Annotated in this window: 15 protein-coding genes; 11 read left to right on the top strand and 4 right to left on the bottom strand. The window is 37.8% G+C overall.

Features of this window, described 5'->3' with window-relative positions; all coding sequences use genetic code 11:
* Nucleotides 1–21: 21 nt before the first annotated feature.
* Together AAV96_RS05015 and AAV96_RS05010 are read right to left on the bottom strand one after the other, a co-directional pair.
* On the bottom strand, nucleotides 22–981 hold the full coding sequence (locus AAV96_RS05015; protein WP_046738519.1) for a hypothetical protein: 960 nt from the start codon (nucleotides 979–981) through the stop codon (nucleotides 22–24).
* A 75-nt stretch (nucleotides 982–1056) separates the two neighbouring features.
* A complete protein-coding gene (locus AAV96_RS05010) occupies nucleotides 1057–1416 on the bottom strand; it encodes a hypothetical protein (protein WP_004658999.1) in 360 nt (119 codons plus the stop codon).
* A gap of 1111 nt (nucleotides 1417–2527) precedes the next feature.
* Here AAV96_RS05010 and AAV96_RS05005 point away from each other — a divergent pair.
* The 8 genes from AAV96_RS05005 to AAV96_RS04970 all read left to right on the top strand — a co-directional run bounded on the left by AAV96_RS05005 (nucleotide 2528) and on the right by AAV96_RS04970 (nucleotide 13239).
* Nucleotides 2528–3559, top strand: a complete 1032-nt coding sequence (locus AAV96_RS05005; protein ID WP_046738518.1) for an AraC family transcriptional regulator — start codon at nucleotides 2528–2530, stop codon at nucleotides 3557–3559.
* Nucleotides 3560–3900: 341 nt separating this feature from the next.
* Nucleotides 3901–5493, top strand: a complete 1593-nt coding sequence (locus AAV96_RS05000) for a peptide chain release factor 3 (protein WP_005218358.1) — start codon at nucleotides 3901–3903, stop codon at nucleotides 5491–5493.
* Between the two features lie 68 nt (nucleotides 5494–5561).
* Nucleotides 5562–6389, top strand: a complete 828-nt coding sequence (locus AAV96_RS04995; protein ID WP_046738517.1) for a hypothetical protein — start codon at nucleotides 5562–5564, stop codon at nucleotides 6387–6389.
* Nucleotides 6390–6497: 108 nt separating this feature from the next.
* Nucleotides 6498–7412: an RsiV family protein gene (locus AAV96_RS04990; protein ID WP_046738516.1), complete on the top strand. Its 915-nt coding sequence runs from the start codon at nucleotides 6498–6500 to the stop codon at nucleotides 7410–7412.
* Nucleotides 7412–8227, top strand: coding sequence for a TatD family hydrolase (locus AAV96_RS04985; RefSeq protein WP_046738515.1), 816 nt, complete (start codon nucleotides 7412–7414; stop codon nucleotides 8225–8227). Before AAV96_RS04990 ends, AAV96_RS04985 begins: the two co-directional genes overlap by 1 nt.
* A gap of 126 nt (nucleotides 8228–8353) precedes the next feature.
* Nucleotides 8354–11110: an aconitate hydratase AcnA gene (gene acnA, locus AAV96_RS04980; protein WP_046738514.1), complete on the top strand. Its 2757-nt coding sequence runs from the start codon at nucleotides 8354–8356 to the stop codon at nucleotides 11108–11110.
* Between the two features lie 109 nt (nucleotides 11111–11219).
* Nucleotides 11220–12407, top strand: coding sequence for an MFS transporter (locus AAV96_RS04975; protein WP_046738513.1), 1188 nt, complete (start codon nucleotides 11220–11222; stop codon nucleotides 12405–12407).
* A 61-nt stretch (nucleotides 12408–12468) separates the two neighbouring features.
* The gene (locus tag AAV96_RS04970) at nucleotides 12469–13239 is read left to right on the top strand and encodes a ThiF family adenylyltransferase (protein ID WP_046738512.1); all 771 of its coding nucleotides are present in this window, start codon (nucleotides 12469–12471) and stop codon (nucleotides 13237–13239) included.
* A 30-nt stretch (nucleotides 13240–13269) separates the two neighbouring features.
* Here the strand turns inward: AAV96_RS04970 and AAV96_RS04965 are convergent, their stop codons facing one another.
* A complete protein-coding gene (locus tag AAV96_RS04965; protein WP_004658972.1) occupies nucleotides 13270–13752 on the bottom strand; it encodes a hypothetical protein in 483 nt (160 codons plus the stop codon).
* 336 nt (nucleotides 13753–14088) lie between these two features.
* Here AAV96_RS04965 and AAV96_RS04960 point away from each other — a divergent pair, with 336 nt between their 5' ends.
* Nucleotides 14089–14520, top strand: coding sequence for a GNAT family N-acetyltransferase (locus AAV96_RS04960; protein ID WP_046738511.1), 432 nt, complete (start codon nucleotides 14089–14091; stop codon nucleotides 14518–14520).
* Nucleotides 14521–14529: 9 nt separating this feature from the next.
* Here the strand turns inward: AAV96_RS04960 and dusA are convergent, their stop codons facing one another.
* Nucleotides 14530–15534 (bottom strand): tRNA dihydrouridine(20/20a) synthase DusA, encoded by a 1005-nt coding sequence (gene dusA, locus AAV96_RS04955; protein WP_046738510.1) that lies wholly within the window; start codon nucleotides 15532–15534, stop codon nucleotides 14530–14532.
* A gap of 504 nt (nucleotides 15535–16038) precedes the next feature.
* Here dusA and AAV96_RS04950 point away from each other — a divergent pair.
* On the top strand, nucleotides 16039–16602 hold the full coding sequence (locus AAV96_RS04950) for a phosphatase PAP2 family protein (protein WP_046738509.1): 564 nt from the start codon (nucleotides 16039–16041) through the stop codon (nucleotides 16600–16602).
* 382 nt (nucleotides 16603–16984) lie between these two features.
* Nucleotides 16985–20983: a delta-poly-L-ornithine synthetase PosA gene (gene posA / locus AAV96_RS04945; RefSeq protein WP_046738508.1), complete on the top strand. Its 3999-nt coding sequence runs from the start codon at nucleotides 16985–16987 to the stop codon at nucleotides 20981–20983.
* Nucleotides 20984–21033: the final 50 nt, after the last annotated feature.

The raw sequence follows: 21033 nt of genomic DNA, 5'->3' as shown, positions 1-21033 counted from the left end.
TATGGTTGTACATGAAAAACCTTATATTTTTAGATGATTTCTGATTTTATTGAAAAAATTAGTTAAGAAGCTTCTGCTACTACTTTCTTTGAGTATCTCATTTTTCTTATAATTGCTTTCTAATTCTAGTATTTTTTTTCCATTCATTGATATCAGACATGCAGATATAAACTGTTGGACTGTTTTAATTGGAAGGTTTAGTTCATTTGCGACTTTAGAAAGCTGAGCACCATGGATAAAACATGCTGAAAGTTGTAATATGATCTTTTGGTCCTTATTTTGATTAGGTTGTGGCCAATAAAAAATCTTATAATATTCATTTTCTTTTAATGTTAATTTACTAAATTCAGGTGATCTCCAGAATAAATTCCAAATCCAATCTTCTAAATTAGCTTCAGACGTAAAATTGTTTTTTAATAAATCTGAATTGGTTGCTATTTCATAATTAAAACTTTGATTTGTTTTTCTAGATAATTGTTGAGGATCAAAAAAAGCTAATCTTCTGCCAGTATCAATAATCGCTAAACTACCATTATCATCTGATAGGTGAAGTTTAGTGTTCTTAAATTTAAAAATATCATTTAAGTATTTTAAATCTATAGAATTTTTTTCTGGCGAACTGTTATTGATATTTGTTGGTATTTGGTGTGATAAATTATTGATAACATAATACTGTATCCAGTTTTTTAATATTGCAGATTGGTGTATTGAGATAGATATGTCACTATTTTCAATAGTGGTAATATTTTGTTTTTCTGATATTTTTAAATATTTAATTTTTTTCTGTTTTATGAAACGTTGGATTGTATGTGTATCGAAAATTGAATCGCCTACTATGATGAGGTCTATATTTTCATCTAATGTATAAATCCAATTAAGATGTATTTGCCTTGGAATTATTCTTCGTAATTCACTTTTTAACTCTAAAGTTGTTTTGATGTCTAAACCTAGAATTATAATATTGATATAAATTTCATTCATGGTATCACTTTATTTTAAAGTTTATTTATTAGTACCCCTTATGCAAGATAAATTTGTATAAGGGGTTTGATTTATTTAAGAAAAGTCTAATTCTTTTTCGAAAGTTTTTAATTCATGTCGTGCCATAGCTAAATTAGATTTAGCACGATCTAATACAAGATATAAAAATAAGTTTCCATTGCTTTCTAATGGTCTTATCAAGTGATAGGCTTTACCAAGCGTAATAAGAATATCTTCGATATCATCATTTAGTTTTAATGAACTCGCTACACGACGTTTTGCGCGAACTACTTCTGTATTACCAGCGGCTGCCAACTCTAAATCAAGAGTTCCTTTTTGTTGGGTTGATAGTGCTAAACCGCTTTCAGCATCAACCAATGCTGCTGCCACAAAACCATCGATGCCTGTCAAACTTTCTAAAGAAATTTTAGCCATTTTTATCTCAACTTTTTATTTAGATTTAATATTCATAAAGAAGATCTTTGCTGAATAACTTAATTTTAAAAACGAGAATATTTCACACATATTTTTATTAAGAAATTTTATGTAATTAATATTCCTAGTTAAAATTATAGAAAATTTGAAAAATTGTATTGACACTAATCATGGTGAAAATTGACATCTCTTAGCTTTTTGATAAATGGATTATGTGTATGAATTATTGAAAAAAGTATTTAGCCAATAACTAAGTTCTGCAAATTCAGGCTTGTTTTTTAATTATATGTTGTTATTTTCAATTGAATTTTTACTTTAAAATTATTGTTCTTTTGTTCACGTGATCTTGAAAATATCTATTAATTTGAATAAACAACACCAGATTATTTTTAAGCAGGATCAATTTTTTTATCTTACTATGTGATCAGTAATGAGGATCTTCAACAAATCATCATGAGTTTGTCATTGATGGCACATGCTAATTGTCGCAGAAAGTTGAAATCTTTAGTAAGTACAACTCTAAACAGCGTAGAAAAATTCTATCAGTGGATTTCGCAATAGAACAAATTTTTCCCCTCTGTATTGTATACAGTTTTTCTCAATCTAAATTACAACTAGTGCTCATGAACCATCCTATCCAATAAATGAATCGTCTAAGTTTCTAAATAATATTGCTTTTTTAGACATTACTAAACACTTCATTCTAGCTTATCGAAGCGGTCACATCGTCCATTGATTGTTTAGCTTTCTTGAGGGCTTATTGAGCCGAATTCATTAATGTCAATTTTTGATAATTTTATTGTCAATGTATTTTTAACAATCTTTGCTAAAATTAATAATGTGACACATGTCACAATCTTGTTGGTTAATGTCAATTTTATCGTTTTAGCGAACAAGAAAATTTTTTCTATAAGCCATAGTTATGCCAATTTCTATTTGAAATAGCGGGATAAAAAATAAATTTAAAATTAATATTTAACGATAGATTTTTTTAAATTTATAGTTGGAGATTAAATTTTTTATCAAATTCTATTAATTAGAATGGTCGCAGAAGTTATGATTTTAAAATGACTTTTTATAAAAAGTTATAAGTAATGGAATACTTTTTTAAATGAATAAGTCTGTTTTTTTGGGGTCTGTAGCTACACCATTATTAATGACAATAGTTGATTTTTGCTTATTCAATAAAATTAATTTACCTGAAGAGTGTCTTTATTATTTGGATGTTAATACATTACAACCAAAAGATCTTGATGAACGTGTACCATTTCAAATTTGGCATAATATTTTACATAAAATTAGTTTGCAGCATCCAATCGAAGGATTAGGTTTGGAAATTGCTAAACATATTCAATTAGCTCATGCTGGAATTTTATCTTACCTGGCATTTTCGGGGGCTAATTTATTCGAAGCATTCTTAGATTTTGTGACTTATAATCGTTTAGTATATGATTTTAATCTTATAAATTTTTGTAGTCAAAATGATTCAATTGAATTAAGTTGGGGAGATTCAAGAGGGCGTCCAGGCTTGTTGGTTGATGAAACAGCAATTGCATTATTTTTGAATATTATTATAAAAGCGATAGATCCACTCAAATTTTCAATAAAAAAACTTAACTTTATTTACCAACAACCAAAAAATATAAAAGTATATGAAGATTATTTCGATTGCCCAGTTTTTTTTGATGCTCACATCACGTCAATCGTTTTTTCTTTTTCAGAAATTGAGACTATTTATTTAGATCGAGCCGACCCTATATTGTATAGAATATTAAAGAAGCAAGCAGACAAGTTAATTGATAAATTAGAAGTATATGATGATATAGAGCATCGACTTTATATGGGTATTAAGTGTTGTATTAAAAATAAGAATATCAATATTGATGAGGTGGCAAAACATATGGGAGTTTCAAGGCAAAAGTTAAAAAAAGACTTGTTTACGGCAAATATTAATTTTAATAAAGCAGTCAATCAAGTGAGGGAAAATTTAGCAAAGGAGTATTTAAGTGATAAAAATTTTAATATGAATGAAATTTCTGATTTATTAGGATATGCGGAGCAAAGTGTTTTTCAGCGTGCTTTTAAAAACTGGACTAAAAAAACACCATTACAATTCAGAAAAGATATATTAAAAAAGAGTTAATTCATTTTTTATTTCTGTCTTTAGGTAGCAACATGCTGTTTCATAATAATATTTTAAAAAATGATTACTTTGTGTAACTAGTTGTCTTCGAGTCTACCTATATAAAGAAGAGTTTTCGTTTTATTTATAATTTACACTTAACGTGAACATCTTTTTTAGCTCCATTTCAATTTGATTTTTAGCTAGCAACGCTTTTTGTGGATAACTTGGTACATATCAACAATCAATAAACAAGTTCACTAAATCTGCTACAATTGCGCCAATTTCGAATTCTCACTTTTCAGTTATGGTACATATCGAGTCATGTGTACGTAACTGTGTACATATTGAAGATTTTTCTCATGAGTTTTAAAGACGAATTAGCGGCACAAGTTGCCCAACGACGTACCTTTGCGATCATTTCCCACCCCGATGCGGGTAAAACTACGATGACCGAAAAGCTTCTATTATGGGGCAAAGCTATTCAGGTTGCTGGGATGGTTAAAAGTCGTAAGTCGGATCGTGCTGCGACATCTGACTGGATGGAAATGGAAAAAGAGCGTGGAATTTCGATTACCACTTCTGTCATGCAATTCCCTTTTAAAAGTCACACTATCAACTTACTTGATACACCGGGGCACGAAGACTTCTCGGAAGATACTTATCGTACTTTGACTGCTGTTGACTCTGCATTAATGGTGATTGATGGAGCAAAAGGTGTTGAGGAACGTACGATTAAATTGATGGAAGTGTGTCGAATGCGTGACACACCGATCATTTCTTTTGTCAACAAGATGGACCGTGAAATTCGCGAGCCTCTAGAATTGCTTGACGAAATTGAAAATGTTTTAAATATTCGCTGTGTCCCAATTACATGGCCTTTAGGTATGGGGCGTGACTTTGCAGGGGTTTATAACCTACTTGAAAACAAGTTGTATGTTTATAAAGCAGGTTTTGGCTCGACGATTACGGACATTGAGGTGCGTGATGGTTATGATCATGCTGATATTCGTGAAAAAGTGGGTGAATTAGCTTGGGCTTCTTTTGAAGAATCACTTGAGTTAGTTCAAATGGCAAATGAACCACTTGATCGTGAATTATTCTTACAAGGTAAACAAACGCCAGTACTTTTTGGTACGGCATTAGGTAACTTTGCTGTTGATCATGTGCTTGATGCATTTATCAATTGGGCACCGGAACCAAAAGCACATCCAACACAAGAACGTACGGTAGATGCCAATGAAGAGGGTTTCACTGGTTTTGTTTTTAAAATTCAAGCCAATATGGATCCGAAACATCGTGACCGTATTGCCTTTATGCGTATTTGCTCAGGTAAATATGAAAAAGGCTTGAAAATGAACCATGTGCGTATCGGTAAAGATGTACGTATTAGCGATGCATTAACCTTCCTTGCGGGTGAACGTGAACATTTGGAAGAAGCTTGGCCTGGAGACATTATCGGTTTACATAACCATGGTACGATTCAGATCGGTGATACATTTACCAGTGGTGAAAAATTACATTTCACAGGTATCCCACACTTTGCACCTGAAATGTTCCGCCGAGTTCGTTTACGTGATCCGCTCAAATCTAAGCAATTGCAAAAAGGTTTGAAAGAGTTATCTGAAGAGGGTGCAACACAGGTATTTATGCCTCAAATTAGTAATGATTTGATTGTCGGTGCAGTCGGTGTGTTACAGTTTGATGTGGTCGCTTATCGTCTGAAAGAAGAATATAAAGTTGACTGTATTTATGAGCCTGTCAGTGTTCATACAGTACGTTGGGTCCATTGTGATGATGAAAAAATTCTCAATGAGTTCAAGAAAAAAGCGCATGATCAGTTATCGGTAGATGGCGGCGGTCATCTGACTTATCTTGCACCAAGCCGTGTAAACTTGCAGTTAATGCAAGAACGCTGGCCAGATATTCAGTTCCGTAACACGCGAGAACACTAAAATGCACAAAAACAGCTTCTAAATTAGAGGCTGTTTTTAATTGAACGATCTAAAAAAAGGATGATGAGATGAATACTTTAAAACCACTTTTTGCTGTCAGTATAATGATTGGAATGATGGCTTTAACGGCATGTGATCATCCTAAAAAAAATGAGACTGATACAGCTCAAAACAAAAATCAAGTATCAACGCATACTGAAAAAGCTGAAGTCCTGCCATACCTCAATATGCAAGAAGCCAAAGCGGATTATGCCTTGCCGTTCTGTGAAAAGAAGAACTGTATTGATGTCGATATTCAAACTATCAAAACCCAAGATGCGTGGCTTAACACATGGATTGCAAAAAATCAGGCCAATGTGATTCAACAACAAATTGAGCAAAACAAGAATTTAACCTTACAGCAAGCCGTGAATGCTTATGTGAAAAAGTCAGATGAATGGCAAGATAAATATTCTAAAAATAAAGCGTATGAGCTACGCTTAACGACACGTATTGCTTCACAACGTAATCAGTATGTGTTGTTGCAAATTGGCGTTGATACGCAGCAAGAAGATATTGCGGTTAAAGACAGATTTTACTTTTTCGTTGCTGATCGTAAGTTACAGAAAAATCTAACCGTACTCGATGTGATACAGAAAAATCAGCAAAATGAATTAAATAATATTATTCAAGCACATTATCAACAATGGATTGAAAAACAAAGTACAGAAGTGAAGAAACAAGTTCCTAAAAAACTGTATTGGGGGCAGGCAGATTGGTTCTTCGATGGAGAAGGAATCGGCTTGCATTATCGTGCCAATGAAATCAGTAAAGATGCACCGCAGTTGGATATTTATTTAACCACTGAACAAAGCAAACAGATGCTACAACCTGAAATTTATCAGCAAATGTTTTAATCTACTTGCTTGAGTTTCGTATAGAAATTGCATGCGCTTATAGCGGTTTTGCTTTAACTTCGATAGCATTTAAAAATCTTGTGTAATAACAATACTGATAGGTTTTAAATGAAAGCATTTTATAAATATAGCATTCTTGCAGGTGCGATTTTGCTTGCTGCTTGCCAGCCGAAATCAGAGCCGAAAGAATCACAGGATAAACCGACAGATCCGCCAGTGGTACAGCAAACTGCTGAGCCAATTCTGCGTGGTGAAACCGTGAAATTGCAGGTAAATTTACCTGAATGTAAAGGCAATACCTGTCCAGATTTCACAGTTGAACGATTACAAAGTAATTTCCCATTTATTGATCAGTTATTGGATCAACAGATTCTCAATCAACTGAGTAAAATGCTCGATGTCGTTGATGCTGATACCGCAGCAGCATCGGCACCCAAAACTGCTGAACAAAAAACAGGTTTAGATACTCAAGCACAAGCCTATGCTAATGCTTTTGTAAAGATTGATGAAGAGTTAAAAGCGCTCAGTAGTAGTCATCAGATCAGCTTGATGGTTAAGCCAAAGATTTTACAACCGAAAGGCAAGTTGGCAACCGTAGTGTTAAATAGCAGCAGTTATTTGGGTGGAGCGCACGGTTCAACCTCACAACGTTACTATAACTTTGATTTAGCGAACCAAAAACAGATTCAATTGCATGATCTATTATTACCGAAGCAAAAAGCAACTCTAGACAAACTGGCGCATGAAGCCTTTAAAGTGTGGATTGTTGATGCCAAACTTGCCACTGACCCGAAAGAATATGAACAGGCTTGGCCATTCCAAGTAACAGATAATTTTTTATTGGGTGAGCAGGGGTTAATTCTACAATATGGCGAATACGAGATTGGTCCTTATGTTGTCGGTTTACCACGTTTAGTCATTCCATTTAGCGAATTACAAGGGGTATTAAAGCCTGAGTATTTACCAAAAATAGATACGCCAGCAGCCTCAACACCTACTGCAAGTACGCCAAGTCAAAGTTAATGCAACTGTTCGATACCCATACCCATTTTGATGTTGCCGATTTTGATCATGATCGGCAACATCTGGCTGAACAAGCAAAACAGGTTGGGGTCTATGCTTTAGTGTTAATTGGTTTTGTTGAATCCCGATTCGATGAACTGATCCACACCCATCAACAATTACACGCTTGGGAAAATGTGCCATGCTCTTATCTGGCGCCTGGCTTACATCCATTTTATATCGAACAACATCAGCCAGAACATTTACAGCGGCTTGAGCAAGTCCTACAGCAGCATGACTGTGCTGCTGTAGGTGAAATCGGTTTAGATACTTTTTTAAAACAGCATAAACAGCCCGAACTATTTGCCAAGCAACAACGTTATTTTATTGAGCAACTTGTATTGGCAACACAGTATCAAAAACCGGTGTTATTACATATCCGTAAGGCACATGCAGAAACGATTTCCATTTTAAAAACACAAAAATTCAAATTAGGTGGCATTGCTCACGCGTTTAGTGGTGGAGTCGAAGAAGCCAAAGCCTTGGTTAAACTGGGCTTTAAAATCGGGGTGACAGGACAAATCACCAATCCGAATGCCAAGAAACTGCATCAAGTGGTACAGGCGATAGGCAGTGAAAACTTGGTGATCGAAACTGACTGTCCAGATATGACACCGTTGTGTTGCCAAACTTCGAGCGAGCATCGTACCCGTAATACCCCAGTCAATTTACCTTATGTGCTGGAGAGTTTGGCTCAGACCCTTGACCAGCCTGAATTGCAACTGGCTGCACAACTCTGGCAAAACTCATTGACTGCATTGCGACTTAAATTTTAAGAGAATAAGCAAATAATCTCGTTAAAAATAAGATACTAAAAGGGAACACATGCTTTTCTAAACAGGGGTACATTAAAAGAACAATTTGATAATAAACACATCAGCCAATACTGGGAGGGTAACCTTATGGCCAGATATAGCAAAATCAATAGTTTCAATGCATTACAAACACTCAGCGTCGGTTCGACATCCTATCAAATCTATAGTTTAGCGCGAGCAGCTGAAACACTTGGTAATATTGATAAATTGCCAAAGTCTTTAAAGGTTTTACTCGAAAATTTACTCCGTTTCGAAGATCAAAAAAGTGTAAAAGTGGAGCATATTCAGGCTTTGGTTGATTGGCAGAAAACCAAAAGTTCTGATCAGGAAATTCAGTATCGCCCTGCACGGGTGTTAATGCAGGATTTTACTGGTGTTCCTGCAGTGGTGGATCTGGCGGCGATGCGTGCTGCGATGTCTCAAGCAGGCGGTGATCCTAACCTCATCAATCCTTTGTCACCCGTCGATTTGGTGATTGACCATTCGGTGATGGTCGATCATTTTGCCGATGAAAATGCCTTTGCCGAGAACGTTGAAATTGAAATGCAGCGCAATGGGGAACGTTATCAATTCCTGCGTTGGGGACAATTTGCATTTAATAATTTTAGTGTGGTGCCACCCGGGACAGGGATTTGCCATCAAGTCAATTTAGAATATTTAGCGCAAGCTGTCTGGTTAGGGGATGATGAAGGTCAGGTTTTTGCCTTTCCAGATACCTTAGTTGGAACAGATTCACATACCACTATGATCAATGGTCTTGGTGTATTGGGATGGGGTGTTGGAGGGATTGAGGCCGAAGCAGCCATGCTCGGGCAACCTGTATCAATGCTCATTCCAGAGGTGATCGGATTCAAACTCACAGGTAAGTTGAATGAAGGGATTACTGCGACCGATTTGGTTTTGACCATTACTCAGATGTTGCGTCAAAAAGGCGTGGTGGGTAAATTCGTTGAGTTCTACGGCGATGGTTTGGCTGATTTACCTCTGGCTGATCGTGCCACCATTGCCAATATGGCACCTGAATACGGTGCGACTTGTGGATTCTTCCCAATTGATGAGGTGACATTGGGGTATTTATCCCTGACAGGTCGCAAGCAAGAGCGGATTGATTTAGTTGAAGCTTATAGTAAAGCACAGGGCTTGTGGCGTCATATGGGTGATGAGCCGATCTTTACCGATACACTGAGCTTGGATATGAGTACCGTTCAGGCAAGTTTGGCAGGACCAAAACGCCCACAAGATCGTGTTTTGCTGTCAGATGTTCCGAAGACCTTTAATGCATTGATGGAATTGAATCTCAAACCCGCCAAAGAAGCCAAAGAACGTTTGGAAAATGAAGGCGGCGGAGGGACTGCCGTTGAAGCCAAGAAAGCAAATTTAGCCCATGAAGAACCCGCATGTACCATTGATGGAAAATCATATCCATTGACGGATGGTGATGTGGTGATTTCAGCGATTACCTCCTGTACCAACACCTCGAATCCAAGTGTCATGCTGGCAGCAGGTTTGCTGGCGAAAAAAGCCATTGAAAAAGGTTTACAGCGTAAACCATGGGTGAAAAGCTCACTGGCGCCAGGTTCTAAAGTTGTGACTGATTATCTGGCCGCGGCGGGCTTAACGCCGTACTTGGATGAGTTGGGTTATAACTTGGTTGGTTATGGTTGTACCACCTGTATTGGTAACTCAGGGCCTTTACCTGAACCGATTGAAGAAGCAATTCAATGTCATGATCTGAATGTGGCTTCGGTACTTTCAGGTAACCGTAACTTTGAAGGGCGTGTTCATCCATTGGTAAAAACCAACTGGTTGGCGTCTCCACCTTTGGTGGTGGCTTATGGTTTAGCAGGGAATATCCGTACTGATTTAACCACGCAACCGATTGGACAAGATCAAAATGGTCAAGATGTCTATTTGAAAGACATTTGGCCAAGTCAGATTGAAATTGATCAAGTCTTGCAGAAGGTCAATACCGACATGTTCCATAAGGAATATGCAGCGGTGTTTGATGGAGATGCAACTTGGCAAGCGATTCAAATTCCACAAAGCCAAACTTATGCGTGGCAAGAAAACTCGACCTATATTCGACATCCGCCATTTTTTGAAGAAATTAATCAACCTCCAAAAGCCATTACTAATATTGAACAAGCAAGAATCTTGGCGGTATTGGGTGACTCAGTTACCACCGATCATATCTCTCCAGCAGGGAATATCAAGAAAGACAGCCCAGCAGGACGTTATTTACAGCAGCAAGGGGTCGAACCAAAAGACTTCAACTCTTATGGTTCTCGCCGTGGTAATCATGAAGTGATGATGCGTGGGACGTTTGCCAATATTCGGATCAAGAATGAAATGCTGGATGGTGAAGAGGGCGGCAATACCATCTTCATCCCAACAGGTGAAAAGCTGGCCATCTATGATGCATCCATGCTTTACCAGCAACAGCAAACGCCGTTGCTGATTATTGCAGGTAAGGAGTATGGAACAGGTTCGTCACGAGACTGGGCAGCAAAAGGCACTAATTTATTAGGCGTTAAAGCGGTCATTGCCGAGAGTTTTGAACGGATTCACCGTTCGAATCTGGTTGGCATGGGCGTATTACCTTTGCAGTTTGTGGATGGTCAAACCCGTCAATCTTTAAATCTGACCGGCCGAGAAGTACTGTCGATTTATGGCCTATCCGATGATATTCAGCCACACCAGACGCTGGATATTCAGGTGCTACGAGAAGATGGCAGTCAAGACCAGTTTAAAGTGTTGTGCCGCATCGATACCTTGAATGAGGTGGAATACTTTAAAGCAGGCGGTATTTTGCATTATGTACTACGCAATCTGATTGCTGCATAACGAGACACCTTCTGAAAAAAAGATGAAAGCTGGTCTTTCATCTTTTTTTGTTTGAATTTCAAGCATTCAGCGTTAAGGTAGTCAGGCTCGATTAAATTGGATAAAGGCTTTGAATCAGTTACCTCGCTATGTTTATTATCTGTTGGTGGCTCAGGCCTTTAACTTAATTGCCGCTGTTTTGTCTGTTATTGTAGCTGCAATTGTGGGGTTAAAATTAGCGCCAACACAGGCTTTGGCTACGGTTCCTTATGGCTTGCAATTTTTAGCAATGCTACTGACGACTTTTATTTTTTCATTCTTGATGAAAAAGTTAGGGCGGCATTTGGTTTTCCAGTTTGGTTGTATCTGTCTTTTCTTCGCGGGTGTTCTGGGCTATCTGGCATTACAGCATGAACAGTTTTATTTATTATGCCTGAGCCATTTTGCTCTCGGTTTATTTATCTCCACGGCTAATTTTTACCGCTTTGCTGCTTCTGATCGGCTAGCAACAGATTTAATTCCGAAAGCCACCGCGATGGTCATTTCGGGCGGTGTGATTGCAGCAATTATTGCGCCCATATTGGCAATTCAATTTCAGCAGGTAGCAGGTTTACCCGATTTCACTGCGATCTATTTCATCTTTAGTGTCTTGGCTTTGTTACTCTCTCCGACTTTGTATCTATGGAACAAAAAATTTCAACGCCAGCAAACACAGCAGGTGCTAATTGAACCAACCCAGCGTAGCAAACTGCCAAGTACTTTGATTATTGCTGCGGTGATCAGCGGAGCATTTGCCTACTATATTATGAATGTCATGATGATTATGTCCTCCTTGCATCTCAAGGAACATCACTCATTTCATTATGCTTCGATCTCGATTCAGTTACATGTGCTGGCAATGTTTATCCCATCCTTCTTTGTGTCGAAACTGATTCAACGATGGGGAACGCATACCACGATTTATGTTGGTTTTGCTTTGTTGATGTTGTCGTCTTTAATTCCAATGTTTGGACAGGTCGGTATCTATATTAATGTTGCCTTGATCGTCCTAGGCGTGGGTTGGAATTTTGCTTATTCAGGTGCATCAACCTTGTTAGCAGGTCTTAACGAACAGCAAAAGCATCGTGTCCAAGGCATCAATGAAACAGGAATTGCTTTGTTTGCGACTTTGGGAGCATTTTTACCTGCACCGATTTTGAGTAGCGTTGGATGGATTAATGCAAACCTGTTGGCTCTATGCATGAGCCTGATGGTTTTTATCTTATTGGTGATTTTAATTCGTCGAGATCAATCATCCCTTAAAGTTTCACGGGGCTAACCTAAATGGGTTTAAACACGCTAAAATAGTGCTTTGATTAAAAAGATAGACCACGACTGTGATGACCGATGTTCCTGTAAATGATGAATATGAACGCCGTTTTGCTGGCGTTGCCAAAATTTATGGAGAAACTGCCTTTTCGCATTATGAACGCAGTCATGTCATGGTGATTGGGATTGGTGGTGTTGGCAGTTGGGCGGTTGAGGCGTTAGCACGTACAGGGATTGGTGAGCTGACCTTAGTCGATATGGATGTGGTGGCTGCATCGAATATTAACCGTCAATTGCCTGCGATGAGCTCAACACTCGGACAAGAAAAAATTGAAGTGATGGCGGAGCGTTGTCGCCAGATCAATCCACGCATGAAAGTGAATGTGATTGATGACTATCTGACGCCTGAGAATGTCAAAGAAATTTTAAATCCAGTACCAAGCATTGTTTTGGATTGCATCGATGATGTCAAAGCCAAACTTGCCTTGATGCTGCATTGCCGCTTTAACAAAATCCCGTTGATTGTGTCAGGCGGAGCAGGAGGAAAACTCGATCCACTGAAGATTCGCGTGGCAGATCTGTCCAAGACCGAACAAGATCCAATGCTTGCAAAGTTACGCACGCAACTGCGTTCAAAAGGGATTTGTAAAAAACCAAAAGAGAAATTCGGAATCACTTGCGTGTATTCGATTGATAATCCATTTTCCAGTGCAGATGTTTGTCCAAGTGCGGGTCTGCGCTGTGGCGGCTATGGTTCTGCGGTGGTGGTGACTTCAAGCTTTGCCATGGTGGCGGTGGCTGAAGTGCTGAAAAAATTAGATGCTAAAAAGCCTAAAACATAATGTTCGTTTAGGCTTTGATTCAGTCTTTTATTAACCAAGACGGTAATAAGTATAAGTGACGTTTTTGTCTTTATAAACGTCATAGCTAGTCTGCTTAAAATCAGAAACCCATTGTGAGCCTGTAAAACCGGCAATATGGCCATACACATGTTTTTTGGTGCGATGAATAATATAAATATCACCTGGCATTGGGTTATCAAAAGCAGGGTCAATTTGCTTATAGCCAATCTTTTGTAGCGTTCCACCCCAATCTGAGGCGGCTATAGGATGTTGTGCAATTTTTGCGCCCGCTGTTTGTAATGCGATACGAATTGATTTGGCACACTTTGCTGAACTATGAAATGAGGAAACACGAGAAAGTTTATCTGAAAACTTCTGTAAGTTAATTTGCTGCGAATTCTTGGATAATGCGTATGGCGGTGTAATATCTGCGGGAGTTTCTCTGAGCATAATGACTGCATTTTGAGTCTGTGCATGCATCATCGAATCTAATGAGGGTGCATCATAAATCATAGTTCAATCTCAACCAATCCTAAAACAACTTTGAAGCGGTCGCCAAATTCCGTGGCTCGCAGATATTAAGCGATAAATCTTAAAAAAACTTATTTGCAATGTAATAACGTAACTTTTTGAGGGTGTTGTGAGGAACTTAGCGTAAAAATCACATAAAGAATCTTTTTTATTATCATGAATTTAGTTATTAATTAGTTTGAATAAAATGATTTGTAAGATTATATTTCTTTTTTGATTGAAAAATATACGCAAGCGCTGATTCAAAGAAACAAAGCTTTGTGATTTACAAAATAATAAACTATTGTTTATTAAAGTGAAAAATGGAAAGAATAACAAGTGATACGTCCAGCAAAAGCAACAGATATCAAGCAAATAATAGAATTAATTCAGCCATATATAAAAGATTTTGCACTGAATGCTGAGGGTGAAGCAAAATTTAGTCAGGATATGATTGAGAAATTACTTGAAATGCAAAGCATTGAATATTTTGTTTTCGAGAAAGATTTATCAATTATTGGTGTGATTGCTTATAAACAACCTTCTCATTTGATTCATTTCTTTGTTAAGCAGGATTCACAACAGCAAGGAATAGGTCGTCAGCTTTGGATGTTTTTAGAAGATAAACTTTCTCAGCAACATTCAAAAATTACTGTAAATTCTAGTTGTTATGCGCAGCCCGTTTATGAAAATTTCGGATTTACAGTCACTTCAACAGTGATTGAAAATGGCGGATTACGCTATATTCCGATGTGTAAACGTTATGCGTAGAACATCAAATTAACTTTGATGTTCTCGAACGTAATCTTCAGTACGTTGCATCGCTGTTTGGATATTGATGATTGCATTTTCAATATCAGCAATCGTTTTGGCATTTCCACCACTGAGGGCCTGACGCCATTTACGTGCGCCTGGTAGATTTTGAAATAAACCTAGAATATGGCGAGTGATAATCGAAAGTGGAGCACCTTCAGCAACGCGTTGATGAATATAAGGCATCATGTGCTGCATGATCTCAAAACGATTAGGTGCTTCCAAATTCCAAAGTTCACCCATCTCCGCCAATAAGTACGGATTATGATATGCCTCACGACCAATCATGACTCCATCAACATGCTGTAAATGTTGTCGTGTTTCTTCAAAGGCCTTGATACCGCCATTAATCTCAATGGTTAGATGTGGGCGTTCTTGCTTTAAACGATAGACATCTTCATAGCGTAATGGTGGAACTTCGCGATTCTCTTTCGGCGATAAGCCCTGCAAGATCGCAATACGTGCATGTACAATAAAATGTGTGCAGCCTGTTGATGCCACCGTATCAACAAAATGCAGCATTTCTTCGTAAGATTGCATGTCATCAATCCCGATACGATGCTTTACAGTTACAGGAATCGATACTGCTTTTTGCATACTATGAATACATTCTGCAACTAAATTGGGTTCAGCCATTAAGCAAGCCCCAATTTTATTGTTTTGCACGCGATCACTTGGACAGCCGACATTCAGATTAACTTCGTTATAACCCCAGTCCTCGGCCATTTTGGTGCAGGTAGCTAGCTCTTGTGGATTTGAGCCACCAAGTTGTAGCGCAATCGGATGCTCTTGCTGATTGAAATCGAGATGCCGATTAGCACCACCGTAAATAATCGCGCCTGTAGTGACCATTTCTGTATACAACACGACATTGGGATTAAATAAGCGAGCAAAGAAACGATAGTCTTTTGTGGTCCAATCCATCATGGGCGCAACACTGATTCGTGGTGTCTGAGTTTTTTCAATATTCATAAAAAATCATGCCTTTATTCAGTGTTAAACAACCTAATGAAATGATGGAGTTGATTGAAAAATGGACTATTTATGACAAATAGTGGGAATTAAACTTAAAAATAAGAATTCATCGCTGATGTATGCCCAAACATTTTTAAGCAAAGCATAACCGATTGATCTGATCAAACAGATACCATGACTAAATATTTGTATACATTGAGAGTGAGCATCAAAGAACGAAACTCCTCTAGCTTGATTAAGAGATTTCCAATCGCGCGTAATACTACCACAAATATTTAATCTATACATTTCGGACGGTATTGATGCTGTGCACATGTCGAGGTTTTCTTTAAATGCTATCTAGCATCGTTCAGCTGTTAACTGATTGGAAAGTCTTTAATTCTGTTAATGGTGTCTACGGTGGGCGTAGTCTCTATTTTCATCTATTTAATAAGACTTAATTTTGGTTTAAGTTCGTGTTTTTAGTCTATCTCGCATAAAGCCCTTATGGATTGATAGGCAATGTCTATTGAAGAGATCAATATTCGTATATTTAACTGGATTAATTCTGGTGCTACAGAAAACTCATTTTTTGCGAAAGTCGCTATGTTCTCATCATATAACCTGATAGGGGCTTTTCTGATTTTTCTAACGGTTTTATTGCTATTTAAGGATAAAAAATATCAATTTCAGTATTTTAAAACTGTGGTGATGGTCGTTCTATCTTCATTTGTTGTGAAGTTATTACACGCATTTTATCATCATCCTAGACCTTTCGATCTTGGATTAGGGCACACCTTGATTCACCACAGTTCCAGTTCATCTATGCCTAGCCAACATACACTCACAGTTGCAATTATCGCATTTTCATTTCTGATGTCTGAGTATCGTCAAATTGGTGTTTTCGGATTATTTGTAAGTTTGATTGTAGGATGGTCAAGGATTTACATGGGAGTTCATTTTCCTTTTGATGTATTAGGTTCTTTTGTTATGGCTTTTCTAATTGTATTCAGCGTCAATATTTTGATTAAACGATTTATTTCAAAATCAAAGCAATCAATTACAGTACAAGCTGTAGATGTATAAATTGATAGGTGGTTTGTGTAAAAAACGAGCGATATATTGTGGTCGCTTCTTTAAATAACGACTGTCTTTAAACCATAAGAAATTTACCATAGCATTTTGTGGATTTAGAAATCCTTGCATGATCTATTTTCTGTGAAGAGTATTTGTTTAAATCTTGTTCAGTTTTTTCATTTTTAATATTTTGATTTAATTATATTTCCATATTTTAAAATCTCTTTTTGTCCACTTGGTTACTTATATTCACTTTTCTAATGAGTTCAATTTAATCTCTTTTTAAGTTCAGCTCTTTAACTTACAGCATAACGACTAAATTTGATTCGTAAGCAGAAAGTAAGATAGGTCTAAATTCTAGCGAAATCAGAACATTAAAGAGAGTATAAAAATGAACCAATGTGTGATGAACGCAAAAAATATTATTCGTGGTAAACACCACCCTGAGTTTTTGCAGAATGAAGTTTTAACCGATATTTTTATCCAGACAGCACAACGCCTACCAGAAAAAATAGCTTTAATCGAAGCAGATCAAACGATTAGCTATGGTGAGTTATATCAGCAAGCTCAACTTATGGCCAAACATTTAACCCTCAAAGGTGTTAAAGCTGGCGACATCGTTGGATTGTGGTTGCCACGTGGTATTGAATTATTAAAGTCTCAATTAGCAATCTGCTTAAGTGGTGCTGCTTGGCTACCATTTGACATGGATACCCCTGCAGATCGAATCGCAGTTTGTCTTGAAGATGCAGCGGCTGTAGGAATGATTACCACTGATGAGTGGTATGAGCATGTATTGGAAGTGCCACAAAGCAAATGGACCAATACTGAACTACAAAAAACGCTGCATGAAACTATAGAGTTGGCAAAATCGACCCCTGAGCAACCTGCTTATATTATTTATACTTCAGGCTCAACAGGAAAACCCAAAGGTATTGTCATTACTCAGAAGAATATTTGTCATTTTCTGCGCAGTGAAAACAGTATTTTAGGTATCCAAGAACAAGACAAAGTTTATCAAGGCTTCTCAGTTGCATTTGATATGTCTTTCGAGGAAATCTGGTTGTCCTATTTGGTTGGAGCAACTTTATGGATTGCACCAAAATCTTTGGTCAGTGATCCAGAACGATTATGTAAAACCTTGCAACAAGAGCAAATTAGTGTTTTGCATGCTGTACCAACTTTGCTCGCTTTGTTCCCTGAAGATGTTGCTAATTTACGCATCATCAATTTAGGAGGGGAAATGTGTCCAGACTCATTGGTTGAGCGTTGGGCATTGCCACACCATCAAATGTTTAATACTTACGGACCGACAGAAACCACAGTCTCTGCGAGTCTTGAGTTATTACAGCAGGGTAAGCCTGTCACGATTGGCAAACCATTACCTAACTACGGTATGTTGGTGATTAATGCTGATCGAGAGCTATTGGCACAAGGGGAAACGGGCGAATTGTGTATTTTTGGGCCAAGCGTGGCACAAGGTTATTTAGGTCGCCCAGATCTAACAGCTGATAAGTTTATTCAGAATCCATGGGCAACGAGTCCTGATGAAGAAAGTTTATATCGGACGGGTGACTTAGCTAAAATCGATGAATTTGGTCAAGTACATTGTTTAGGACGTGCGGATGATCAAGTAAAAATTCGTGGTTTCCGCGTAGAACTTGGCGAAATTGAAGCTGCATTATGTGATCTCGATGGTATTGGCACAGCTGCTGTCATTTTACGTAATGAAGATGGTATTGATCAGTTGATCGCCTTTATAGCCGCAGAAATTGATGCAAAACAATCCATAGAAATTAAACAGCTTCGACATCATCTTGGTCAGCGCTTACCGCCATACATGGTACCTAATCGTTTTGAAATTATTGAAGAAGTACCGCGATTACTTTCTGGGAAAATTGATCGAAAAGCACTAAAAGCGAGACCTCTAACAAGTGTGGTCGATCGGAGTGAATCAGATCAACCTCAAAATGAAGCTGAAGAAATTTTATTTGAAATCTTAAATCGACTGTTTCCGAATCTTCCAATTAAATTGGATGCCGATTTCTTTGATGATCTGGGTGGACACTCTTTATTAGCTGCAGTTTTAATTTCAAATTTACGTGAACATTCTGAATATAGTCACCTCACGATTCAAAGTTTATACCAAGCACGAAGAGTAGGAGCAATTGCAGCTTTGATGCTTGAGCAACCAGAGCCATCAATATTTGATAGCCAAATTGGTCAAGACAATCCACGAAATCAAACCTATAAATGGCTCTGCGGTATTGCACAGGTAGTCACAATTCCAGTGTTGATTTCAATTAACATCATGCAATGGCTCGCTCCATTCTTTACCTATCATTATTTTACTGGTGGCGCACGAGACAGTATTCCTTCTGCAATTTTGCTTTCTTTATTGGTTTATGTCAGTGTCATTATTGCTAGTTTTGCCCTTTCTATCACGGTTAAACGTGCGCTAATGGTTGGCGTGGGTGCGGGTCGTTATCCGTTATGGGGAATGACTTATTTCCGTTGGTGGTTGGCAGATCGGATTAGTAGTATTTCACCTGTTTATCTCTTATCAGGTTCAACTTTACTGAATTTATATCTCAAAGCACTTGGAGCGAAAATTGGACATGATGTTTCTATCAGTTCAGTGCATATTCGTATGCCATCCTTATTGACGATTGAAGATGGTGTCAGTCTTGGTTCTCAGGTGAATTTAGAGAATGCTAAAGTTGAACATGGGCATTTGGTCTTAGGTTCAATTCATTTAAAACGTGATAGTTATGTGGGTTCTTATGCGGTATTAGAAGAAAATACTGTGTTAGAACAAACTGCTCATATCAATGCTTTGACTGCGATTGAATATGATACGACTGTGCCTGCTGGTGAAATTTGGGATGGCACGCCTGCGAAGAAGATTGGTCATGTGGATCAGTTAGAACAGTTAGCACCGCGTCCAAAACTTTCTTTAATGCGTAAAGTTTCAGAGTATGTTTACTATGGAGTGAGTGCATTAATTATCGCTTGTATTTTCTTTATTCCAATCTTTCCAAGTTTCTTATTGGTTGATTGGTTAGATGTGAATGTTTTCAATATTGACCCGAATAATCATATTCAAACAGCGCTTTATTATTTCCTATTGGCTATCCCTGCGAGTGCGATGATGATGATCATTACCGCCTTGATTTCTTCAGCTTTACGTAAAATAGTATTACCTCGTTTAGAGGTGGGTACTTATGCGATTCACGGTGCAACGTATTATCGGAAGTGGTTCGCAGCCCAAATTTTAGAAACCAGTTTACAAACGCTACATGGTCTATTTGCAACAATTTATGCACCAACTTGGTTTCGTATGTTAGGCGCAAAGGTTGGTAAAAATACTGAAATATCAACTGCAACAGGCGTTATTCCTGAAATGCTTACCTTGGGTGAAGAAAGTTTTATTGCTGATGCGGTGATGTTGGGTGATGAGGAGATTAAAGGCGGTTGGATGTCATTAAAATCAACAAAAATTGGTCATCGTAGTTTTGTTGGGAACAGTGCTTATATCGCAGATGGTACGGTATTACCTGATAATATTTTAATTGGTGTGCAGTCTAAAACGCCAGATAATCGAGAAATGTATTCAGGACAAACTTGGTTTGGTTCTCCAGCGCTACTTCTCCCAGCACGAGAAGCCGCAGAGAAATACCCAGATTATCTTACTTTCAAACCGAGTCTCAAACGCCGTTTCATGCGTGCTTTTATTGAGGGGCTACGGATTGTATTACCCGCAGCGCTTGCGATTGGTGTGGGGTATATGATTGTGCTAGAAGTGATTGATGTCATTAATAACTATACGATTCCAATGGGATTGTTGGCCTTAACCCTCGCAGGCTTATTGTATGGTGTGGGTTGCTTTATCATCGTGGCTTTATTGAAGTGGATTTTAATTGGACGCTACCAACCTCGTTCAGCGCCAATGTGGACCATGTTTGTTTGGTTAAGTGAAGGGATTACAAGTTTATATGAATCAGTCGCAATTCCAAATTTCCTGAATTATTTAAGAGGAACACCAATGCTGCCATTTTTCTTGCGTATTTTGGGGGTTCGAATAGGGAAAGACGTTTATATGGATACTGCGGATATTACAGAGTTCGACTGTGTTGATATTGGAGATCGCGCTGAATTTAATAGTTTTTCAGGTCCACAGACACATTTATTTGAAGATCGTATTATGAAGATTGGTCAAGTAAATGTTGGAAGTGATGTGGTCGTGAATGCGAGAAGTATCATTTTATATAATGCTAATGTCAGTCATCATGCGGTGTTAGGGCCGTTAACTTTAGTGATGAAAGGTGAAAATATTCCTGCCAAATCAGCATGGATTGGCTCACCAGCAGTACCTTGGAAACATAAATAAGCTCTGTGGCTTAGAATATTCGAATACATGAAATTAATTGAATATTCTAA

It is taken from the genome of Acinetobacter sp. AG1, assembly GCF_001005525.1.
Taxonomy (GTDB): Bacteria; Pseudomonadota; Gammaproteobacteria; order Pseudomonadales; family Moraxellaceae; genus Acinetobacter; species Acinetobacter modestus.
Note: the sequence above shows the minus strand (reverse complement) of the source record. Positions and strands in the feature narration are given on the sequence as shown.

What these genes read in the sequence shown, in the direction of transcription:
- AAV96_RS04965 (WP_004658972.1), bottom strand. Translation starts at nt 13,752, where the DNA reads ATGATTTATGATGCACCCTCATTAGATTCGATGATGCATGCACAGACT.
- AAV96_RS05015 (WP_046738519.1), bottom strand. Translation starts at nt 981, where the DNA reads ATGAATGAAATTTATATCAATATTATAATTCTAGGTTTAGACATCAAA.
- AAV96_RS05000 (WP_005218358.1), top strand. Translation starts at nt 3,901, where the DNA reads ATGAGTTTTAAAGACGAATTAGCGGCACAAGTTGCCCAACGACGTACC.
- AAV96_RS05005 (WP_046738518.1), top strand. Translation starts at nt 2,528, where the DNA reads ATGAATAAGTCTGTTTTTTTGGGGTCTGTAGCTACACCATTATTAATG.
- AAV96_RS05010 (WP_004658999.1), bottom strand. Translation starts at nt 1,416, where the DNA reads ATGGCTAAAATTTCTTTAGAAAGTTTGACAGGCATCGATGGTTTTGTG.
- AAV96_RS04985 (WP_046738515.1), top strand. Translation starts at nt 7,412, where the DNA reads ATGCAACTGTTCGATACCCATACCCATTTTGATGTTGCCGATTTTGAT.
- AAV96_RS04990 (WP_046738516.1), top strand. Translation starts at nt 6,498, where the DNA reads ATGAAAGCATTTTATAAATATAGCATTCTTGCAGGTGCGATTTTGCTT.
- dusA (WP_046738510.1), bottom strand. Translation starts at nt 15,534, where the DNA reads ATGAATATTGAAAAAACTCAGACACCACGAATCAGTGTTGCGCCCATG.
- posA (WP_046738508.1), top strand. Translation starts at nt 16,985, where the DNA reads ATGAACCAATGTGTGATGAACGCAAAAAATATTATTCGTGGTAAACAC.
- AAV96_RS04995 (WP_046738517.1), top strand. Translation starts at nt 5,562, where the DNA reads ATGAATACTTTAAAACCACTTTTTGCTGTCAGTATAATGATTGGAATG.
- acnA (WP_046738514.1), top strand. Translation starts at nt 8,354, where the DNA reads ATGGCCAGATATAGCAAAATCAATAGTTTCAATGCATTACAAACACTC.
- AAV96_RS04950 (WP_046738509.1), top strand. Translation starts at nt 16,039, where the DNA reads ATGTCTATTGAAGAGATCAATATTCGTATATTTAACTGGATTAATTCT.
- AAV96_RS04970 (WP_046738512.1), top strand. Translation starts at nt 12,469, where the DNA reads ATGACCGATGTTCCTGTAAATGATGAATATGAACGCCGTTTTGCTGGC.